The organism is Sinorhizobium americanum (genome assembly GCF_001651855.1).
In the GTDB taxonomy this organism is placed as follows: domain Bacteria; phylum Pseudomonadota; class Alphaproteobacteria; order Rhizobiales; family Rhizobiaceae; genus Sinorhizobium; species Sinorhizobium americanum.
This window is the reverse complement of the sequence record NZ_LNQC01000038.1, coordinates 94,811-109,143: the sequence shown is the minus strand read 5'-3', so window position 1 is coordinate 109,143 and position 14,333 is coordinate 94,811. Positions and strand designations below refer to the sequence as shown.

Here is a 14,333-nt window from a genome sequence, read left to right as displayed (position 1 = left end):
TTTTAAGCCCCAGCTCATTGGCCGCGCGGAAGACGCGGATGGCGATTTCGGAACGGTTGGCAACAAGGATCTTCGATATGGGCATCGCAACTTTTCTTCACAACCAGGTGGCCGAGAGCAGGCCCTCGCCTGCTTGGCTGAGCCTGCTCTCTTCGATAATCCGACGAACGTATTCGCGCTTAGAGCGCCGCGATCGTTTGGACCTCTACGAGGAACGGTTCCTTCACCAGCCGGTCGACCATCAGCAAAGTGTTCGGCGGATATTTTCCGTCAGGGAACATCTTGGGAAACTCACGCAGACGAAATTCCATGAACTTCGGGATGTCCTGTGAGTGGACCAAATAGGTCGTGAATTGCACGACATTGCTCCAGGACGCCCCCGCAGATTCCAATGCGGCTTCCACGTTCTTGAAAACCTGCGCGGTCTGGGTGTCAAAGTCACCCTCACCGATGACGTTTCCAGCAGAGTCACCGGAAAGCATCCCCGCGAGGAACAGAAACTCGTTCGCCTTCACGCGGGTGACATGTGTGTACTGCCCCATTGGCGGGCCAAGCTTTTCGGGGTTGTAAATATTGATGTCGGCCATTCTCTACTCCTAGCTTCGATGTGCGACGATTATCCGACTGGATTCTCGATGGTGCCGATTCCGTCGATTTCGACGCGAACGCGATCGCCCGGGTTGAGGTATTTCGGCGGGTTAAAGCCGATGCCGACACCAACAGGTGTACCCGTGGCAATGATGTCGCCGGCCACCAGCGAGATCGAGCGACCGATTGCTCGTATCAGCGTCGGAACGTCAAAAATCAGGTCGCCAATCCGGGCGTTTTGACGCTGCTCATCATTCACATGGCAGCGAATGCCCTTGGAAGAAATGTCGCCCATTGCTTCCCGCGTGACGATCGCAGGCCCCATAGGCGCGAAGGTGTCGATACCTTTGCCGAGCAGCCACTGCTTGTGGCGCTTCTGCAGTTCACGCGAGGTCACGTCGTTGATGATGGTGTAGCCGAAGACGAAATCCATCGGATCATCGTTTTCGGTGACGCGGCCGGAACGACCGATGATGACAGCAAGCTCGGCTTCGTAGTCCACCGACTGATAGGGATCATTTGCCCACTCGATCGTTGCGCCGGGGCCGATCACCGATGACGGCGGCTTGCTGAAGATGATCGGATATTCCGGAACTTCGGTGCCGCCGATCGACCCGGCGTCGAAACCACTGCGACCGAACTCTGCAGCATGTTCATGATAGTTCTTGCCCACGCAGAAGATGTTCCGGCGAGGGGTGGGGATCGGCGCGCGAAGCTCCACCTCGGAGAGCTGCAATGCGCTGGCTCTCTCTTGGACAAGCTTCTCGATCTGGGCAGTGCGCTGATCGTAGTTCTCGATCAGATCCCGCATATCTGTTGCGAGGCCCGCTGCGGTAAGGTCCACCAGGCGAGAACCGTCGTCGACCAGAACGCCGACGGCGCTATTGCCCCGATGCTGGAATGTAACAAACTTCATCAATTTACTCCTGTCTGAGGGGACGGGTGGGCACTGCACCACCCATGTTGGATGCGAGATCGGGGACTTATCGGCGAGCCGAGCGCTGCCGGAGCCGGTCGAGGCAGACCGCCAGCAGAATGACGAGGCCGACTGCCAGTGTTTGGAAATAGGCGGACACGCCAATCATGTTCAGAACATTCGAAAGCATCCCGAGCGTGACGACGCCGAACACAACATGGATCATTCCACCGCTGCCGCCCTTGAGAGCCACCCCACCAAGAACGACGGAGGCAAGGGCCTGCAAAGCGAGATTGGGTGCCGCAATCGGTTGGGCAGCGCTTGTCCAGGCGGTCACTACGACCGCACCGATCCCGGCGCAGGTGCCGCTCAAAACATAGACGAGCACCGTATAGAAACGGACATCGACGCCTGAATGCAAAGCCGCGGAATAGTTCGAACCCATGGCGTACACGTACCGTCCAAAGACGGTAAAGCGCAGCAGGACCCAACAGCAGGCCAAGACTGCCAGGCCGATCAAAACCATCACCGGAATTCCGGCAAGTGAGGTAAAGCCGACCAGATCGGTATATTCGCCGGGAACGTCGTAGATCGGCACACCATTCGCCAAAATGAGGGCGAACGCCTGCGTGATGGAAAGGGCCGATAGGGTGACGATGAGCGGACTAGCCCCCGTAGCGGCGGCGACGAAGCCCGACAACAGCCCACAAAAAGCGCCAACAGCAATCATGACGCAAACGCCGCCGCCAATACCGAGCTGCGGCATCACGAGGACGCCCACGACCCCGGCCACAGACAAGACGGATGATTGCGAAAGATCCAGCCCGCCAGACATGATGACAATGCCTTGGGCGGCCGCGAAAATCAGCAATGGCGTCAATTGCCGAAGGAGATTGAGCAGGTTGTTCGTTGAAAGGAAACGCGGCTCAATCATCACTGCGACGAGCGCCAGCAACAGGATAAGCAACGGCAACATCAAGTCGGCATAGCCAACGTGTCCGAACAGATGCCGCACCTTTGGAGGGCTGGCCTGGTTGATACTGCTTTGCGAACTCATAGGACTTCCTCCCTGTCTTTTGCATGTGTCGCGCCAACCACGTCCGCCGAGATCGACGACATGTCGCCGGTGGTCGGGGCGCTGTACGTGCGCACGCACTGTCCATCGAACATCGTGTGAATGCGGTCGCTGAGCGCGATCGCTTCTTCGAGATCGCTGGACACAAGAAGGATCCCCCATCCCTTGCCTGTGCATTTGCGCAGTAGATTGTGAACGTCCGCTTTTGCGGCGATATCGATTCCGGCCGTCGGCTCCTCGAGCACGAGCAGACGGAGGTCGGATCCGAGCAGCCGACCAATAAGGACCTTCTGCTGGTTGCCGCCGCTCAAGCTCGTGATCGGATCTTTGGCATTTCCATACCGGACGCCGATTTCCGACAGTTCCTTGTCAGGATCTCCGCCCGTCGGAGCAAGCGACGCCCGCTGCTTGCGGCTGCGGGGACGCAAATAGAGGTTTTCGCTTATACTTCTCGTCGGGAGAATCCCGTTCGCGGCGCGGCCGTTTGGAAGGTGCCCTATGCCGAGCCTTCGCGCTCGAACAGGCGTATTGACGGCGATCTTTTGCCCCTCGACCTCCATCGCGACGGATGCGGCGTCCGATGCCTGGCCCGATACGATTGAAGCAATCCGCTCGCTACCACAGCCGATGACGCCATAGAGCCCGACGACTTCACCAGGCGCCACGCGAATTGCTTCGGTGCTACCGTCCAGACGCGGCACCACGATCGAGAGCAGATCGGCCGCGCTATTATCGGGGTTTTGAACGACCTGGCTCTGCTGTGGCCAATGCGGGGCAGGAATACCGCCGCCGCCGAGACGCTCAACGATCTGATCGACGGTCTGGCGCCCGGTGATGCTCTCAACGAGAGCGCCATTGCGAAGCACGGTGACGCGGTCGGCGAGCTCGGCGACTTCTGACACATGGTGGGTAACGAAGACGATAGCAGTGCCGTTGGCCCTAAGCTCGCCCATGATGCCGTGCAGGTGTTTGCGCTCGGCCAGGCTGAGCATGGCCGAGGGTTCATCGAGCACGAGAATCTTCGGCTTGCGCGCCAGGGCCTTGCTGATTTCGACAAGCTGCTGCTGGCCAGGCGGGAGTTGGTTGACTGGCTGCCTGATATCGATCCTGCCAAGCCCCACCGCATCCAGAACGCTCTTGCAGTCCGACCGTTCTCGCGAGCGTCTGAGCACGCGAAGCGGGTTACGGGTCGGCTCGGCGCCAAGAAAGAGATTGTCTTGGATGCTCAGATCCGGCGCCAGCGAAAGCTCCTGGAAAACCATCGCCAGGCCGGCGGCTCGCGCTTCTTCAGGGCTGAAAAATGGAACTTCCTTGCCATCATACCAGAAGCTGCCGGTATCAGGTCGGACAAAGCCCCCGCACATTCTGCCCAAAGTGGACTTGCCCGCCCCGTTTTCCCCGATGATGCAATGGATCTCACCCGGGAAAATATCAATGGAGACCCCCCGGAGCGCCCTTGTCGCTCCGAAGGACTTGCTGACGTCGACTAGTCGCAGGAGTGGTGTCATCAGGGCACCGTCACTGCTTGATGTTCAAAGACCAATCCTTCGGCGGAAGGTCGTAGACGTCGTAACCGTAGGTATCGACGTTCTTCTTTGTGATCACGGCATTGTTGGTGAAGATCGTCGGATAGGCCATGCCCTCAGTCTTGAACTCGTCGCCTTTCGAGAGCTTTTCATGATCTCGAATGGCGAACTGCACGATGAGACGGCCCATCAGGATGCCGGGCTCCGACGTGAGTGCCAACAAGCGGTCGTTCTTGATCAACGGGAGAGCTTCCCGGACGATGGTGGCGGAAACCACCTGGGCTTGGATGCCGCTCTGCCGAGCTGCCTGGGCCGCACCAAGTCCAAGCGGTATCACGGGCGTGAAGATGAACTTGGTGTCCGGATTTTTCTGAAGCATATCCGATGCCTGGGTGAGGCCCTGCTCCAGCTCAAGCCCTCCGGTAACAGCACCCTTGACCAAGGTTACGTTCGGGCAGGCATTGAGAGCTTGCTCGAAACCATCGAGCCGCAAGCGCGCCCATTCAGCCCCGGCGGGTCCCGGTAGCGCAATGACGCCGGCCTTGTCCGACCCGGCAGCCTCGCAGATCTCCTTGGCCAGGCCGACACCGATCGCTCCATCATCCTGCGTGACACCGAAATCGACGTTCTTGCTGTCGACCGGGATGCCTGCGGCAATGACGCCGATGCCCGCATCCTTCAGCCGCTTAAGCTGGGGATCGTAACCCTTATAAGCAGCAGCGCCGAGCACGACATAGTCGACGCCAAGGCTTTGCAAGGTTTCGATCTGCGAGAATTGTTGCGTCACGTTTCCGTAGGCGCCGGCAATCGAAATCTGGGCGACCGTGACATTGCTTCGCTTTGCCTCGTCGGCAATCCCGTAGGCGATGCCTTTCCAGAAATCGTCGTTGAGATGGACCAGCGTTACGCCGAGCTTGAGCGGCTTTTTCGCGACGACCGGCTCGACGATCCCGGCCAGGCGGTCGGGCTCCTCGGCTAGCGTGGGCGACGCGAAAAGTGATCCAACGACGACAGCACAGGCGATGCGGGCAAAGCCGAGTGTATATTTCGAAATTCCGGTAACCATAGTAGAACCCCTCTAAGGTGTTGTTATTTTATTGTGGTTGCGGGAAGAGCGTATGAGCGGCGGACAAAAGCGCGTCCGTTCGCTCAAGCGCCACTGAGTGAGAGCAGTTTGCGAGCAGGACGACGTCCGCTTGCGGTATGTGGTCGGCAAGTTTGAGAGTGGTCGCTGGCGGGAATGGTTCGTCCACTCTCCCGTGCAGCATCGTCACTGGACATTTGATGCGGGCCAGCACCGAAGGGTCGATGATGGCTTGATCGGCATAGCGCTGCCGATCGCCGGCAAACATGCGCGAAAAGTAGTCCTTGTAGGTGGGATCCTCATGGAGGACCTTTACCCGTGCGTCCAGATAGGCATCGTCGATCAGCGATTTGTCGTTGATCAGGAACCCGATCGCTTTCTTAAGATCCGCCCGGGTTTCCGGAAACGTCCAGCAGGCGACCGTACCTTCGTTGACCGTGAATTTCGCACCCATGGCCCCGGTGGTCAGGACTTGACCGACGCGGCTTTCAGATGCGGCGACCTGCAGGGCGAGCGACGCTGAAATGGAATGTGCGATAATTCCGACCTTTTCACCGGGGATTTTTGCCAGCATCGCCTTGCATTGCCGAATCCAGAGATCGAGATCGAAGAAGGGCTCCGATTTCTTACGGTCCGACTTGCCGAAACCGATCAGATCCATTGCATGGACATGATATCGCTCGGACAGGGGTCCGAGGACCCGGCTCCAGTTCCCCAATGTCGATGCACCAGGCCCGGATCCGTGGATCATCAGCAGGGGATATCCCTTGCCGCCTTCGATGTAGGCGACCCGATGGCCGTCAATCGAGAACTCTAGGTCTTCAAAAAGAGGCATGCCTATCTCCAGAAACGCCAGCTGAGGGGTTGCCGAACGGTATGCGAAAGCCCGCACCCGCACATGCCTGTGCGGGCTCCTGGCGTTCGGCAACTGGGTGGTTGACTGCAGCTATGCTGCTGCGTCGTAGGCGATGTAGCCCATGCCGCAGATCCACTCGACGACCGGCTCATAGCCGATCACGTCGGCCTTCGACCCGCCCATGGCGCCCATCACGGCCATCCAGTTGAGGATCTCGTGACCACCGTGTCCGCCACCCTCTTCCACGCTTTCGAAGGTGCAGTTGCGAAGATACTCGGTGTCGCCTCTTCCGAAGGCCTCGATGATTTCGCGGTCCCACGCCGCGTTGACCAGCGGGTGCTGATGGCGCAGCGGCCACTGCATCTTGTCGGCCATCTCAATCTCGTAGGCGGCCAGGTCGGAATAGAGCGTCGGATCTTCCTCCGCGACGTGCTTCCCTTCGCTTTGATAACGCTTCATGCGCTGGAGGAACTGGTCGTCTTCCGGCGCACCCTCGGTCCAGACGGGAGGCCAATGCGACAGGCCGCCGGTCGCCAGGAACGCAACCCGAAGGCCGGCCGGCAATTCGCGTTCAACGATATCGCGTACCGCCGCACCCATGTCGTATGCACGCGCCATGCTCGGCAGCGGCGGCGAGAACACGTTCGTGTAGATTGGAATGACAGGAATGTCGTATTGCGGCCGGATCAGCTTCCACGGCACAAGAAGGTTGTTGCCGTATTCGATCTCGCCCATGCGCGCCGCATCGAAGTTGCGCTTGATGAGCCCGCGAAGCAATGTCTCGGCATGCTCGACATTGCTCTCGATCACGACCTTCTCGTCGAACTTGAGAGCCTCCATCATATAGTCGGCCGGGCCGCTATGGGATGCCGAGATGCCAACCGCGAAAGCCGGCATCATGTTGCGGAAATGGTTTTCGAAATGGTCGTCCAGGAAGGCGATGATCAAGTCGGGGCGTGCGGCCTCAAGACGCCGAGCGCATTCCTGATGGGCTTCGTGGATGCTCTTTTTAACCGCTTCGGATGGCGCGTCCGCCCATCCGAGGACGCCGGGGGCATGGGACATGCTCAGGGCGCAAACAACTTCAGCCATTAACTTCCTCCTCATTGATGCGTTCGTTCAGCCGGTCAAAGGTCCGGTGACGCGGTTTGTCGGCGGTGAAGGCGCCAACTCAATCTGCATGCCTTTCGGATACAGAATACGGGATTCAGGATACATACGTGACAAGCGATTGCAAGTGGTTTATGATCGCCGACAACGAATTGGTCGGACGCGGAAGCTGACGCAGAAATCGGGAGGACGGCCCTGGTGCATGTCGCCCCGCTGGAGCCGGGGCGTGCGGACCCAAGAGGACTTATGTTTTGCGGAGGCGCAGCCGCGCCTGCCGAGATGGAACTGTCAAAGGAAGAAATACGAATGGTTTCAGAAGCCGGCCCGAAGCGCCAAATGCAGAGATCCAAGCTCTCTTCCCAACTATATTCGATGGTGAAGAACGACATCCTGCAAGGACAGTTGCTTCCGGGCAGTCCCATCTCGGAAGAGGCGCTGGCCGAAACCTACGGCGTCAGCCGCTCCCCGGCCCGCGAAGCCCTTGCAGAACTGGAGCGTGTCGGGCTTACGCAGAGGTCCGGCATGCGAGATCGGAAGATAACCGTTCCAAGCTTGGAGATGATTCGAGAGAAGTTCGAATTGTGGTGGATCGTGGATGTGGGACGGACCTATCTCGCCTCATTATCGGCGAGCAAAGACGACGTCGACGAGCTTGAGCAGTATGCCAAGCAGATGGCGGCCGCTGTCGAGAAAAACGATGTCAGGACCTATAAAAGCGTCTCCCATAAGTTCCACCTCAAGATCCGGCACTCTTGCCGCAACGAAGCGGTGAACGAAGTCGGGCGCGACTGCGATGTCTACCTGGACTGGTTCGAAAACCTGTACGATCGCTATCCGGAATGTTCGATGCTCATCGTGCAGGAGCACCGGTCTATCCTGGATGCTTTCAAGCGCCGCGACCTGGCAGGCTTGTCCGAGACGATAAGAAATCACATCGAACGGCAACGTGACCGGATCTTGCAGCACTTTCAAGCCGCGGAAGAAAAGCAAAAGACGCGGTCAAAGCTGTCGGCGCGACAGCGTGTTTCCTCCTAAAACCTCGAACGGCAGCTTCCAGGGCCGCCGTCTCTCACATCTTGCGAGATTCATTGGTGCTACCGAGCTGGCCGACCGGGAAGCCGTAAGGAACAATCGTGCGTCCGATCCGCCGTAAGAACATATCCGAGACTGCCGCCGAGATGCTGCGCGCCGAGGTGGGCAGCGGCAAATGGCCAGTCGGGACACGTCTTCCAAATGAAACTGTTCTCGCCGACACGTTGATGGTGAGAGGAACGATAAGGGAGGCGGTGCGGGTTCTCGTGTCGGAAGGATTGCTGGAAACACGGCAAGGTTCGGGGACGTATGTGTGTTGTCCGGCAGCGGCACCTCTCGAGAAAAACCTCAGGCACTACAGCCTGCGCGACAAGCGGGAAGTGCTTGGCGCGATCTACAAGCAGGCAGTGAGCTTGGCCGTCCGACGTTCGACGCCCTCGCAGATCCAGGAAATCCGAGGCGCGCTAGCCCAGCCACATCGTGGCGATCCCGCCGCATGCCAAGCATACGATACCGACCTGCACCGTCGCATAATGTCGACTTCAGGAAACAAGTTGCTCGTCGATCTTTTTACGAGCCTGGCAGCCGCGCTCCGAAATGATCTAGAGGCCGGGTTATCTGAAACCTCGATGTTGACGGATCGCACGGCTTGCCTGTCGTCACTTTTGAATTCGATTGAGGCGAGAGACGCCGACAGCGCGTTGGCAGTCGTCGAGCAAGTGATCGACACACAACCGTGATCGAGAATGGTGGCCCGGATCATGATCTGGTTGTCCCACCGCACGCGACCGCACACCTACAGAAAGAGTGAGGATTTGATGTTTTACACGCTTCCAGAAAATCTTGATTGGACCGAGTCGCGCCGGGCAACCGCAGAGCCGTACTCAGCGAGCGGCCGGAACTCATGCTTGTGGCATTTCGCTTCGAGGAAGGCGGCATCCGCCCCTTACACTCCCACCTGAACAGCCAGGTGAGTTACGTCGCAGAGGGTACCTTCGATGTGACCGTCGACGGGGAGACCGTCCGCTTGGGCCCGGGAAGCAGTTTCGTCGTCGCGCCGCACCTCGTTCATGGGGTCGTGGCTGTTACTGAGGGTATTCTGATCGATACGTTCAACCCACGCCGGGACGACTTTCTGGAAACACAATAACAGCAGTGTCGCACCTGCGACTCCCGCAGGTTCGTTACCCTGACCGGTGTCGGGTATCCGCTTGCCTGCAGTCAGCGCGCCGTCCGGTGCGCGACCACCACAAATAAATGGCGGGCGCGGCCACGAAAGCACGCGTCCGCCCCGTTTTGACGGGTGGCGGCATTGACCGGCTTGATCGATCCAGGGGCGCTTGCCGCAGGGCCTATCGTGCCGCCAATCTGCCGCGCCGCCTTCGACTTGCGGAGGAAAATTACGCAGATTGCACGGCTAAGCTGGAGCCGGTCGCGGGCGAAGTCGGGCGCATTGGCGGCTGTGGCGCCCAGCGCGAGATGATCGAGGACATGCTTCTTAGGTCTCGACAGCGTTCTGGCTGATCGGGCCCAATCCCGCGTGAATACCACAGCTTGACCGAAAGGCAGCCCAGGTAAAGACCCTCCGCAAAAAGAGGTCACGCGAGGGCGGCAGTTCCCTTGTCGAACAGAGATGGATCCTCCAGGACGTTCGCCGTCAGCATCGCGCCTTCCAGGGCGGCAAGCACGTGCAGCGCGCTGTTCCGGGCTAGTCCCGCCATGGTCAGCTTGTCGATCCCGAGCAGGAAGAACCGTTTGACTTCGTCGCGGACTTCTCTCGACAAATCTTGCGATGTCGCCCCCAAGGCGCCGCAGAGGCACATTCTTCCGTCGCGTTGCAAGGCGACTCGAAAGACCTGCCGCCAGGCCTCGACGATATCCTCGCCGCCGGCGAGCTGATGATCCACCGCCTCGAGAAAGCGGTCCGTGTATCGGCGGGCGACGGCCGCCGCGAGCTTTTCTTTGGTAGGAAAATGATAGTGAACGCTGGCACTCTTCACGCCGACGTCGGCGGCAATCTCGCGAAAGCTGAAGCCGCTGTAGCCCGTCCGCCGAATCCGCTCCTCGGCGGCGTCCATAATTGCCTCTGTCGTATCGCTCATTGCCATAGCCTTTCTCAATCTATCAGTAGATAGGTCATTCCGGAGAGAATAGCAACACCGGCGCGACCGCCTGAAAAATCATTCGATCTATCGATAGATAGGCATTGCAAAGCGTAATTGGATCGACTAGGTATTAAGCGTCTACCTATCGATAGATAGACAACAGCTAACATTATGAGCTTGGTCACAGACCACGGGAAAGGAAAGATCTAATGAGCACTGGCAATAAGCAAAAGCGCATCCTTCTCATCATGTCGTCGGTCGACGAGATGGGCCTCAGCGGCAAGCAGACCGGTACCTGGTTCCATGAATTGGCCGCGCCCTACTATATCCTGACCGGCGCCGGTCACGAGGTCGTGTTCGCCTCTCCCGAGGGCGGCGAGGCCCCGATCGACCTCCTTAGCATGAAGGCACCGTTTACCACCGAATATACGGACCGTTTCCTGGCCGACCCGGTCGCGATGTTCGCCGCCCGCAACACCCGCAAGCTGCGCAACATCGACTACAGCACGTTCGATGCCGTATTCTTCCCCGGTGGCTACGGTCTGCTCTGGGATCTCGCCTCCGACTCCTTCGCCATCAAGCTGATCCGTGACTTCCACAAGGCCGGCCGGCCGATCGCCATGGTGTGCCATGCACCTGCGATCCTGCGCGATGTCAAGAAGGACGATGGCCAGTATCTCGTAAACGGCCTTAACGTAACCGGCTTCAAGAACGCCGAGGACACCGAGATTGAACTGCTCCACCACCTGCTGTTCTCGCTCGAAGACGAGCTCAAGAACCGCGGTGCCAACTACCAGAGCAAGGCGAACTGGGAGCCGAACGTCGTCGTCGACGGCGTCCTAATGACGGGCCAGAGCCCGGCGTCGGCCGTACCGCTCGCCGAAGCTCTTTCGGAGCGCCTCGCTTCGTAAATTCAAGTTTCTGGGGCGCTCCTTGGCGCCCCAGAACGAACAACCCTCAAGCGCCGGGGCGCGACCGCCATGATGTTGTAGAAGACCTTGGCGAACAGCTCCGATCGACCTTCAAAACCCGACATTCCGCGGCTCAACGCCCTGTCGACAATGGAAAAAGCGAGATCTCACATGCACATGCAAGACTGGAATGCCTATCGCGACGCCCTGCTCGGCCGTGTCGGCGAGTTCGCGAAGCAGAGCCCAGATGTACTGCGCGGCCTGCACACGATCGAGACGAGCGCCAGCAAGACTGGACTGCTCGAGCCGAAGTTCCATGAACTGATTGCTCTGGCGGTCGCCGTCACCACCCGTTGCGATGGCTGCATCGCTGTTCATGCGAAGAAGGCCGTGGAACTGGGAGCCACAAACGGCGAGATCGCCGAGGTTTTGGGCACCGCAATCGCTCTGAATGCCGGCGCGGCGCTCACCTACACGGCCCGCGTCTTCGATACAATCGCGAGCCTGCCGAAAGAGTAACGGGGTAAACGAGGGCCGGTCATCCGGCCCTCGCCTCGACCTGAACCCTGGTGTCTTTACCCTGACTTGCAGTTCAGGGCCTGGAATCCGGGCGGCGCGCTGGTTTTGCCCTCGTCGCCGGCCACTCTCTTCGTCCCCAGGTGGCCAGGCTTCGCACCGAGAACATCCACCTATCTCTCGATAGATAGGGGTTGCAATGGGCGCTTGTCTCGTCTATATGAAATCGACAATCTATCTATCGATAGATATATGAGGAGATAGATAATGCGATTTGAAGGCAAAGTGGTCGCCATCACCGGCGGAGGTTCTGGTATCGGGAAAGAAGCAGCCGCGCGCTTCCTTGCTGAGGGCGCGAAGGTCGCCATCAACGGCCGCAACCTCAAGAAACTAGAGGAAGCTGCGCGTGAAATCGACCCCAGCGGCAAGAACGTTGTTGCGTCGGCCGGTGATATTGCGGAGCCGGCAACCGGCGCTGCACTCGTGGATGCGGCTGTGTCGCGCTTCGGAAAGCTCGATGTGCTGGTCAACAACGCTGGCGTATTCAATCCGAAGCCATTCCTCGATCTGACCGAGGCAGATTATGACTGGTATCTCGCCACGATTTTGAAGGGCAAGTTCTTCACTGCCCAGGCCGCCGCGAAAGCCATGACCAAAAATAGCGGCGGTGCGATTGTCCAGACCGGATCGATGTGGGCGATCCAGGCGATCGGCGCCACGCCTTCGGCAGCCTATTCCGCGGCCAATGCCGGCGTGCATGCCATGGTCCGCAACCTCGCCATCGAACTTGCGCCCCGCAAGATCCGCATCAACGCCGTAGCCCCGGCAGTCGTCGAGACGCCGGTCTATAACACGTTCCTGTCCGACGTCCAGGTGAAGGAAGTGCTTCCGACTTTTGACGCCTTCCATCCGCTGGGGCGTAACGGACAGCCACGGGATGTCGCCGAAGCAATTCTTTTCCTCGCTTCCGAAAGCGCATCCTGGATCACCGGCGTCGTTCTGCCTGTCGATGGCGGTGTTACCGCCGGTCGCCAGTAGCGGCAAATTTTTGCCCTGCCCGGACGACGCTTCACAGGCGAACGACTGCCCCTATTGAGCGACTGCACCAATCGAAACTTAAGAGGATGACATGGCTTACCTTGAAATCACGCTGCAGATCGCAGCCGAGAACCGCCGCGCCGCCGCGGAAGTCTATAAAAAGTACAAAGAGCCGTTCCTCTCTCAGATTGCGGGCGCGACCTCCAAGGAGCTTCTCATTCGCGATACTGACGTTCAGGTTCTGCACGGATTCAACAGCGTCGAAGACGCGAAGGCCTATCTCGAAAGCGAACTGTTCACGGACGATGTCGTAGCCGGGCTGAAGCCACTTCTGGCGGCAGCCCCGGACATCCGCATCTACGCCGTGGCCTGAGCCCGGCAGGCCTGGAGGGGCCGGATATCCGGCCCTCACTCTTCACGAGGAGCTTTCCCTTGTCACAATCCATTCTGATCGTCGGCGGCGGGCTTGCGGGCCTGACCGCAGCGCGGCTCCTCCATCGAGCAGGCATCGGCTTCAAGCTTCTCGAGGCTCGTGACCGCCTGGGCGGCCGAATTCTATCGGTCGACGGAACCGGTAAACCGTCTGGCGACGGTTTCGACCTTGGACCCTCCTGGTTCTGGCCCGGCATGCAGCCGGCCATGGGCGACCTCGTCCATCAACTCGGGCTTCACCACTTCGAGCAGAACAGCGATGGCGACGTGATCTTTCAGCGGATGGCTCGCGAAGCGCCGCAGCGCTATCGCGGAATGCGTCAAGAACCGCAGTCCATGCGGCTCGTCGGGGGAACCGGCGCGATAATATCAGCGCTTGCAGAAAGCCTGCCGGCGGAGAGCATTGAACTCGGTGCACAGGTGACGCATGTCTCGCTCGACGGCGAAGGCGTCGTTGTGCAGTACCTCGATGCGACCGGATCGGCGCAGAGAGAGCGGGCGTCGCATGTCCTCTTCGCCATGCCGCCGCGTCTCATCGAGGCCAAGATCCTGTTCTCGCCCGCTCTCGACTTTGCAACACTGGAGCGGTGGCAGCGCACCCCGACCTGGATGGCGCCGCATGCAAAATTCTTCGCGCTCTACGATCGTCCCTTCTGGCGCGAAGCCGGCCTCTCGGGCACGGCACAAAGCATGGTCGGACCGCTCGTCGAGATCCACGATGCGACTACCGCGTCCGGCAGGGCCGCTTTGTTCGGCTTCGTCGGCGTGCCCGCGGCCGAGCGCGCTGCCGCCGGGCGTGACGCAATCGTCGCGGCTTCGGTTCAGCAACTCGCGCAGATGTTCGGGCCCGAGGCCGCCAGCCCCCGCGCGACCTTGTTCAAGGACTGGGCGGACGACCCTCTGACCGCGACGTCAGACGACCGGCAAGCAGGCGGCCATCCGAGTGCGGACCCGCGGCCATGGATCAATGGAAAGTGGCGCGATTACATTTCGCTGGCCGGCAGCGAAACCAGCATCAGCGAGCCTGGTTATCTGGCCGGCGCTGTGGAAGCGGCCACTCGTACAGCGAGCGAACTTATCGGCAGGCTGCGCAAGTCCGAGGGACAGGCGTTCCCCGCGGTGTCCGATAAAGTCCCTACATAAG

17 protein-coding genes are annotated in these 14,333 nt (G+C 59.6%); 8 read left to right on the top strand and 9 right to left on the bottom strand.

The genetic code is table 11. From position 1 onward, the window contains the following. The 8 genes from ATC00_RS34020 to ATC00_RS03640 all read right to left on the bottom strand — a co-directional run. The coding region (locus ATC00_RS34020) for a biotin carboxylase N-terminal domain-containing protein (protein WP_153045166.1) at positions 1-85 on the bottom strand (85 nt) is incomplete at its 3' end. Between the two features lie 94 nt (positions 86-179). Further along, positions 180-587 (bottom strand): RidA family protein, encoded by a 408-nt coding sequence (locus tag ATC00_RS03670; RefSeq protein WP_037385298.1) that lies wholly within the window; start codon positions 585-587, stop codon positions 180-182. A gap of 29 nt (positions 588-616) precedes the next feature. Further along, the gene (locus ATC00_RS03665) at positions 617-1,399 is read right to left on the bottom strand and encodes a fumarylacetoacetate hydrolase family protein (protein WP_234782250.1); all 783 of its coding nucleotides are present in this window, start codon (positions 1,397-1,399) and stop codon (positions 617-619) included. A 172-nt stretch (positions 1,400-1,571) separates the two neighbouring features. Next, entirely contained in the window at positions 1,572-2,561 is a 990-nt protein-coding gene (locus tag ATC00_RS03660) for an ABC transporter permease (RefSeq protein WP_082911984.1), read from the bottom strand. Next, on the bottom strand, positions 2,558-4,087 hold the full coding sequence (locus tag ATC00_RS03655) for a sugar ABC transporter ATP-binding protein (protein ID WP_064251979.1): 1,530 nt from the start codon (positions 4,085-4,087) through the stop codon (positions 2,558-2,560). The genes ATC00_RS03660 and ATC00_RS03655 overlap by 4 nt, the downstream gene beginning before the upstream one ends. Before the next feature lie 10 nt (positions 4,088-4,097). Beyond that, positions 4,098-5,171 carry a substrate-binding domain-containing protein gene (locus tag ATC00_RS03650; RefSeq protein ID WP_037385304.1) on the bottom strand — a complete coding sequence of 358 codons (1,074 nt, stop codon included), beginning with the start codon at positions 5,169-5,171 and terminating at the stop codon, positions 4,098-4,100. A gap of 28 nt (positions 5,172-5,199) precedes the next feature. Continuing rightward, the gene (locus ATC00_RS03645; protein WP_234782249.1) at positions 5,200-6,087 is read right to left on the bottom strand and encodes an alpha/beta fold hydrolase; all 888 of its coding nucleotides are present in this window, start codon (positions 6,085-6,087) and stop codon (positions 5,200-5,202) included. A gap of 48 nt (positions 6,088-6,135) precedes the next feature. Further along, positions 6,136-7,137, bottom strand: coding sequence for a DODA-type extradiol aromatic ring-opening family dioxygenase (locus ATC00_RS03640; RefSeq protein ID WP_037385310.1), 1,002 nt, complete (start codon positions 7,135-7,137; stop codon positions 6,136-6,138). A gap of 324 nt (positions 7,138-7,461) precedes the next feature. Between ATC00_RS03640 and ATC00_RS03635 the strand changes: the two genes are divergently transcribed. From ATC00_RS03635 to ATC00_RS03625, 3 genes are all read left to right on the top strand, one after another. Then, positions 7,462-8,190: a GntR family transcriptional regulator gene (locus ATC00_RS03635; protein WP_052035523.1), complete on the top strand. Its 729-nt coding sequence runs from the start codon at positions 7,462-7,464 to the stop codon at positions 8,188-8,190. A 98-nt stretch (positions 8,191-8,288) separates the two neighbouring features. Next, positions 8,289-8,927: a FadR/GntR family transcriptional regulator gene (locus ATC00_RS03630; protein WP_052035524.1), complete on the top strand. Its 639-nt coding sequence runs from the start codon at positions 8,289-8,291 to the stop codon at positions 8,925-8,927. Between the two features lie 107 nt (positions 8,928-9,034). Beyond that, positions 9,035-9,337, top strand: a complete 303-nt coding sequence (locus tag ATC00_RS03625; RefSeq protein ID WP_234782248.1) for a cupin domain-containing protein — start codon at positions 9,035-9,037, stop codon at positions 9,335-9,337. 448 nt (positions 9,338-9,785) lie between these two features. Here the strand turns inward: ATC00_RS03625 and ATC00_RS03620 are convergent, their stop codons facing one another. Then, a complete protein-coding gene (locus ATC00_RS03620; protein WP_234782247.1) occupies positions 9,786-10,265 on the bottom strand; it encodes a TetR/AcrR family transcriptional regulator in 480 nt (159 codons plus the stop codon). Between the two features lie 236 nt (positions 10,266-10,501). On the opposite strand from ATC00_RS03620, the gene ATC00_RS03615 reads away from it, so the two are divergent. The 5 genes from ATC00_RS03615 (at position 10,502) to ATC00_RS03595 (ending at position 14,332) form a co-directional block, all read left to right on the top strand. Beyond that, positions 10,502-11,203, top strand: a complete 702-nt coding sequence (locus tag ATC00_RS03615; protein WP_037385316.1) for a type 1 glutamine amidotransferase domain-containing protein — start codon at positions 10,502-10,504, stop codon at positions 11,201-11,203. A gap of 171 nt (positions 11,204-11,374) precedes the next feature. Next, on the top strand, positions 11,375-11,722 hold the full coding sequence (locus tag ATC00_RS03610) for a carboxymuconolactone decarboxylase family protein (protein ID WP_199275539.1): 348 nt from the start codon (positions 11,375-11,377) through the stop codon (positions 11,720-11,722). A 264-nt stretch (positions 11,723-11,986) separates the two neighbouring features. Further along, positions 11,987-12,757 carry an SDR family NAD(P)-dependent oxidoreductase gene (locus ATC00_RS03605; RefSeq protein ID WP_064251978.1) on the top strand — a complete coding sequence of 257 codons (771 nt, stop codon included), beginning with the start codon at positions 11,987-11,989 and terminating at the stop codon, positions 12,755-12,757. Between the two features lie 91 nt (positions 12,758-12,848). Beyond that, positions 12,849-13,130, top strand: coding sequence for a hypothetical protein (locus ATC00_RS03600; protein WP_037385324.1), 282 nt, complete (start codon positions 12,849-12,851; stop codon positions 13,128-13,130). A 59-nt stretch (positions 13,131-13,189) separates the two neighbouring features. Further along, the gene (locus tag ATC00_RS03595) at positions 13,190-14,332 is read left to right on the top strand and encodes a flavin monoamine oxidase family protein (protein ID WP_037385327.1); all 1,143 of its coding nucleotides are present in this window, start codon (positions 13,190-13,192) and stop codon (positions 14,330-14,332) included. Position 14,333 lies beyond the last annotated feature (1 nt).

What these genes read in the sequence shown, in the direction of transcription:
- ATC00_RS03670 (WP_037385298.1), bottom strand. Translation starts at nt 587, where the DNA reads ATGGCCGACATCAATATTTACAACCCCGAAAAGCTTGGCCCGCCAATG.
- ATC00_RS03665 (WP_234782250.1), bottom strand. Translation starts at nt 1,399, where the DNA reads ATGCGGGATCTGATCGAGAACTACGATCAGCGCACTGCCCAGATCGAG.
- ATC00_RS03660 (WP_082911984.1), bottom strand. Translation starts at nt 2,561, where the DNA reads ATGAGTTCGCAAAGCAGTATCAACCAGGCCAGCCCTCCAAAGGTGCGG.
- ATC00_RS03655 (WP_064251979.1), bottom strand. Translation starts at nt 4,087, where the DNA reads ATGACACCACTCCTGCGACTAGTCGACGTCAGCAAGTCCTTCGGAGCG.
- ATC00_RS03650 (WP_037385304.1), bottom strand. Translation starts at nt 5,171, where the DNA reads ATGGTTACCGGAATTTCGAAATATACACTCGGCTTTGCCCGCATCGCC.
- ATC00_RS03640 (WP_037385310.1), bottom strand. Translation starts at nt 7,137, where the DNA reads ATGGCTGAAGTTGTTTGCGCCCTGAGCATGTCCCATGCCCCCGGCGTC.
- ATC00_RS03635 (WP_052035523.1), top strand. Translation starts at nt 7,462, where the DNA reads ATGGTTTCAGAAGCCGGCCCGAAGCGCCAAATGCAGAGATCCAAGCTC.
- ATC00_RS03620 (WP_234782247.1), bottom strand. Translation starts at nt 10,265, where the DNA reads ATGGACGCCGCCGAGGAGCGGATTCGGCGGACGGGCTACAGCGGCTTC.
- ATC00_RS03615 (WP_037385316.1), top strand. Translation starts at nt 10,502, where the DNA reads ATGAGCACTGGCAATAAGCAAAAGCGCATCCTTCTCATCATGTCGTCG.
- ATC00_RS03610 (WP_199275539.1), top strand. Translation starts at nt 11,375, where the DNA reads ATGCACATGCAAGACTGGAATGCCTATCGCGACGCCCTGCTCGGCCGT.
- ATC00_RS03605 (WP_064251978.1), top strand. Translation starts at nt 11,987, where the DNA reads ATGCGATTTGAAGGCAAAGTGGTCGCCATCACCGGCGGAGGTTCTGGT.
- ATC00_RS03600 (WP_037385324.1), top strand. Translation starts at nt 12,849, where the DNA reads ATGGCTTACCTTGAAATCACGCTGCAGATCGCAGCCGAGAACCGCCGC.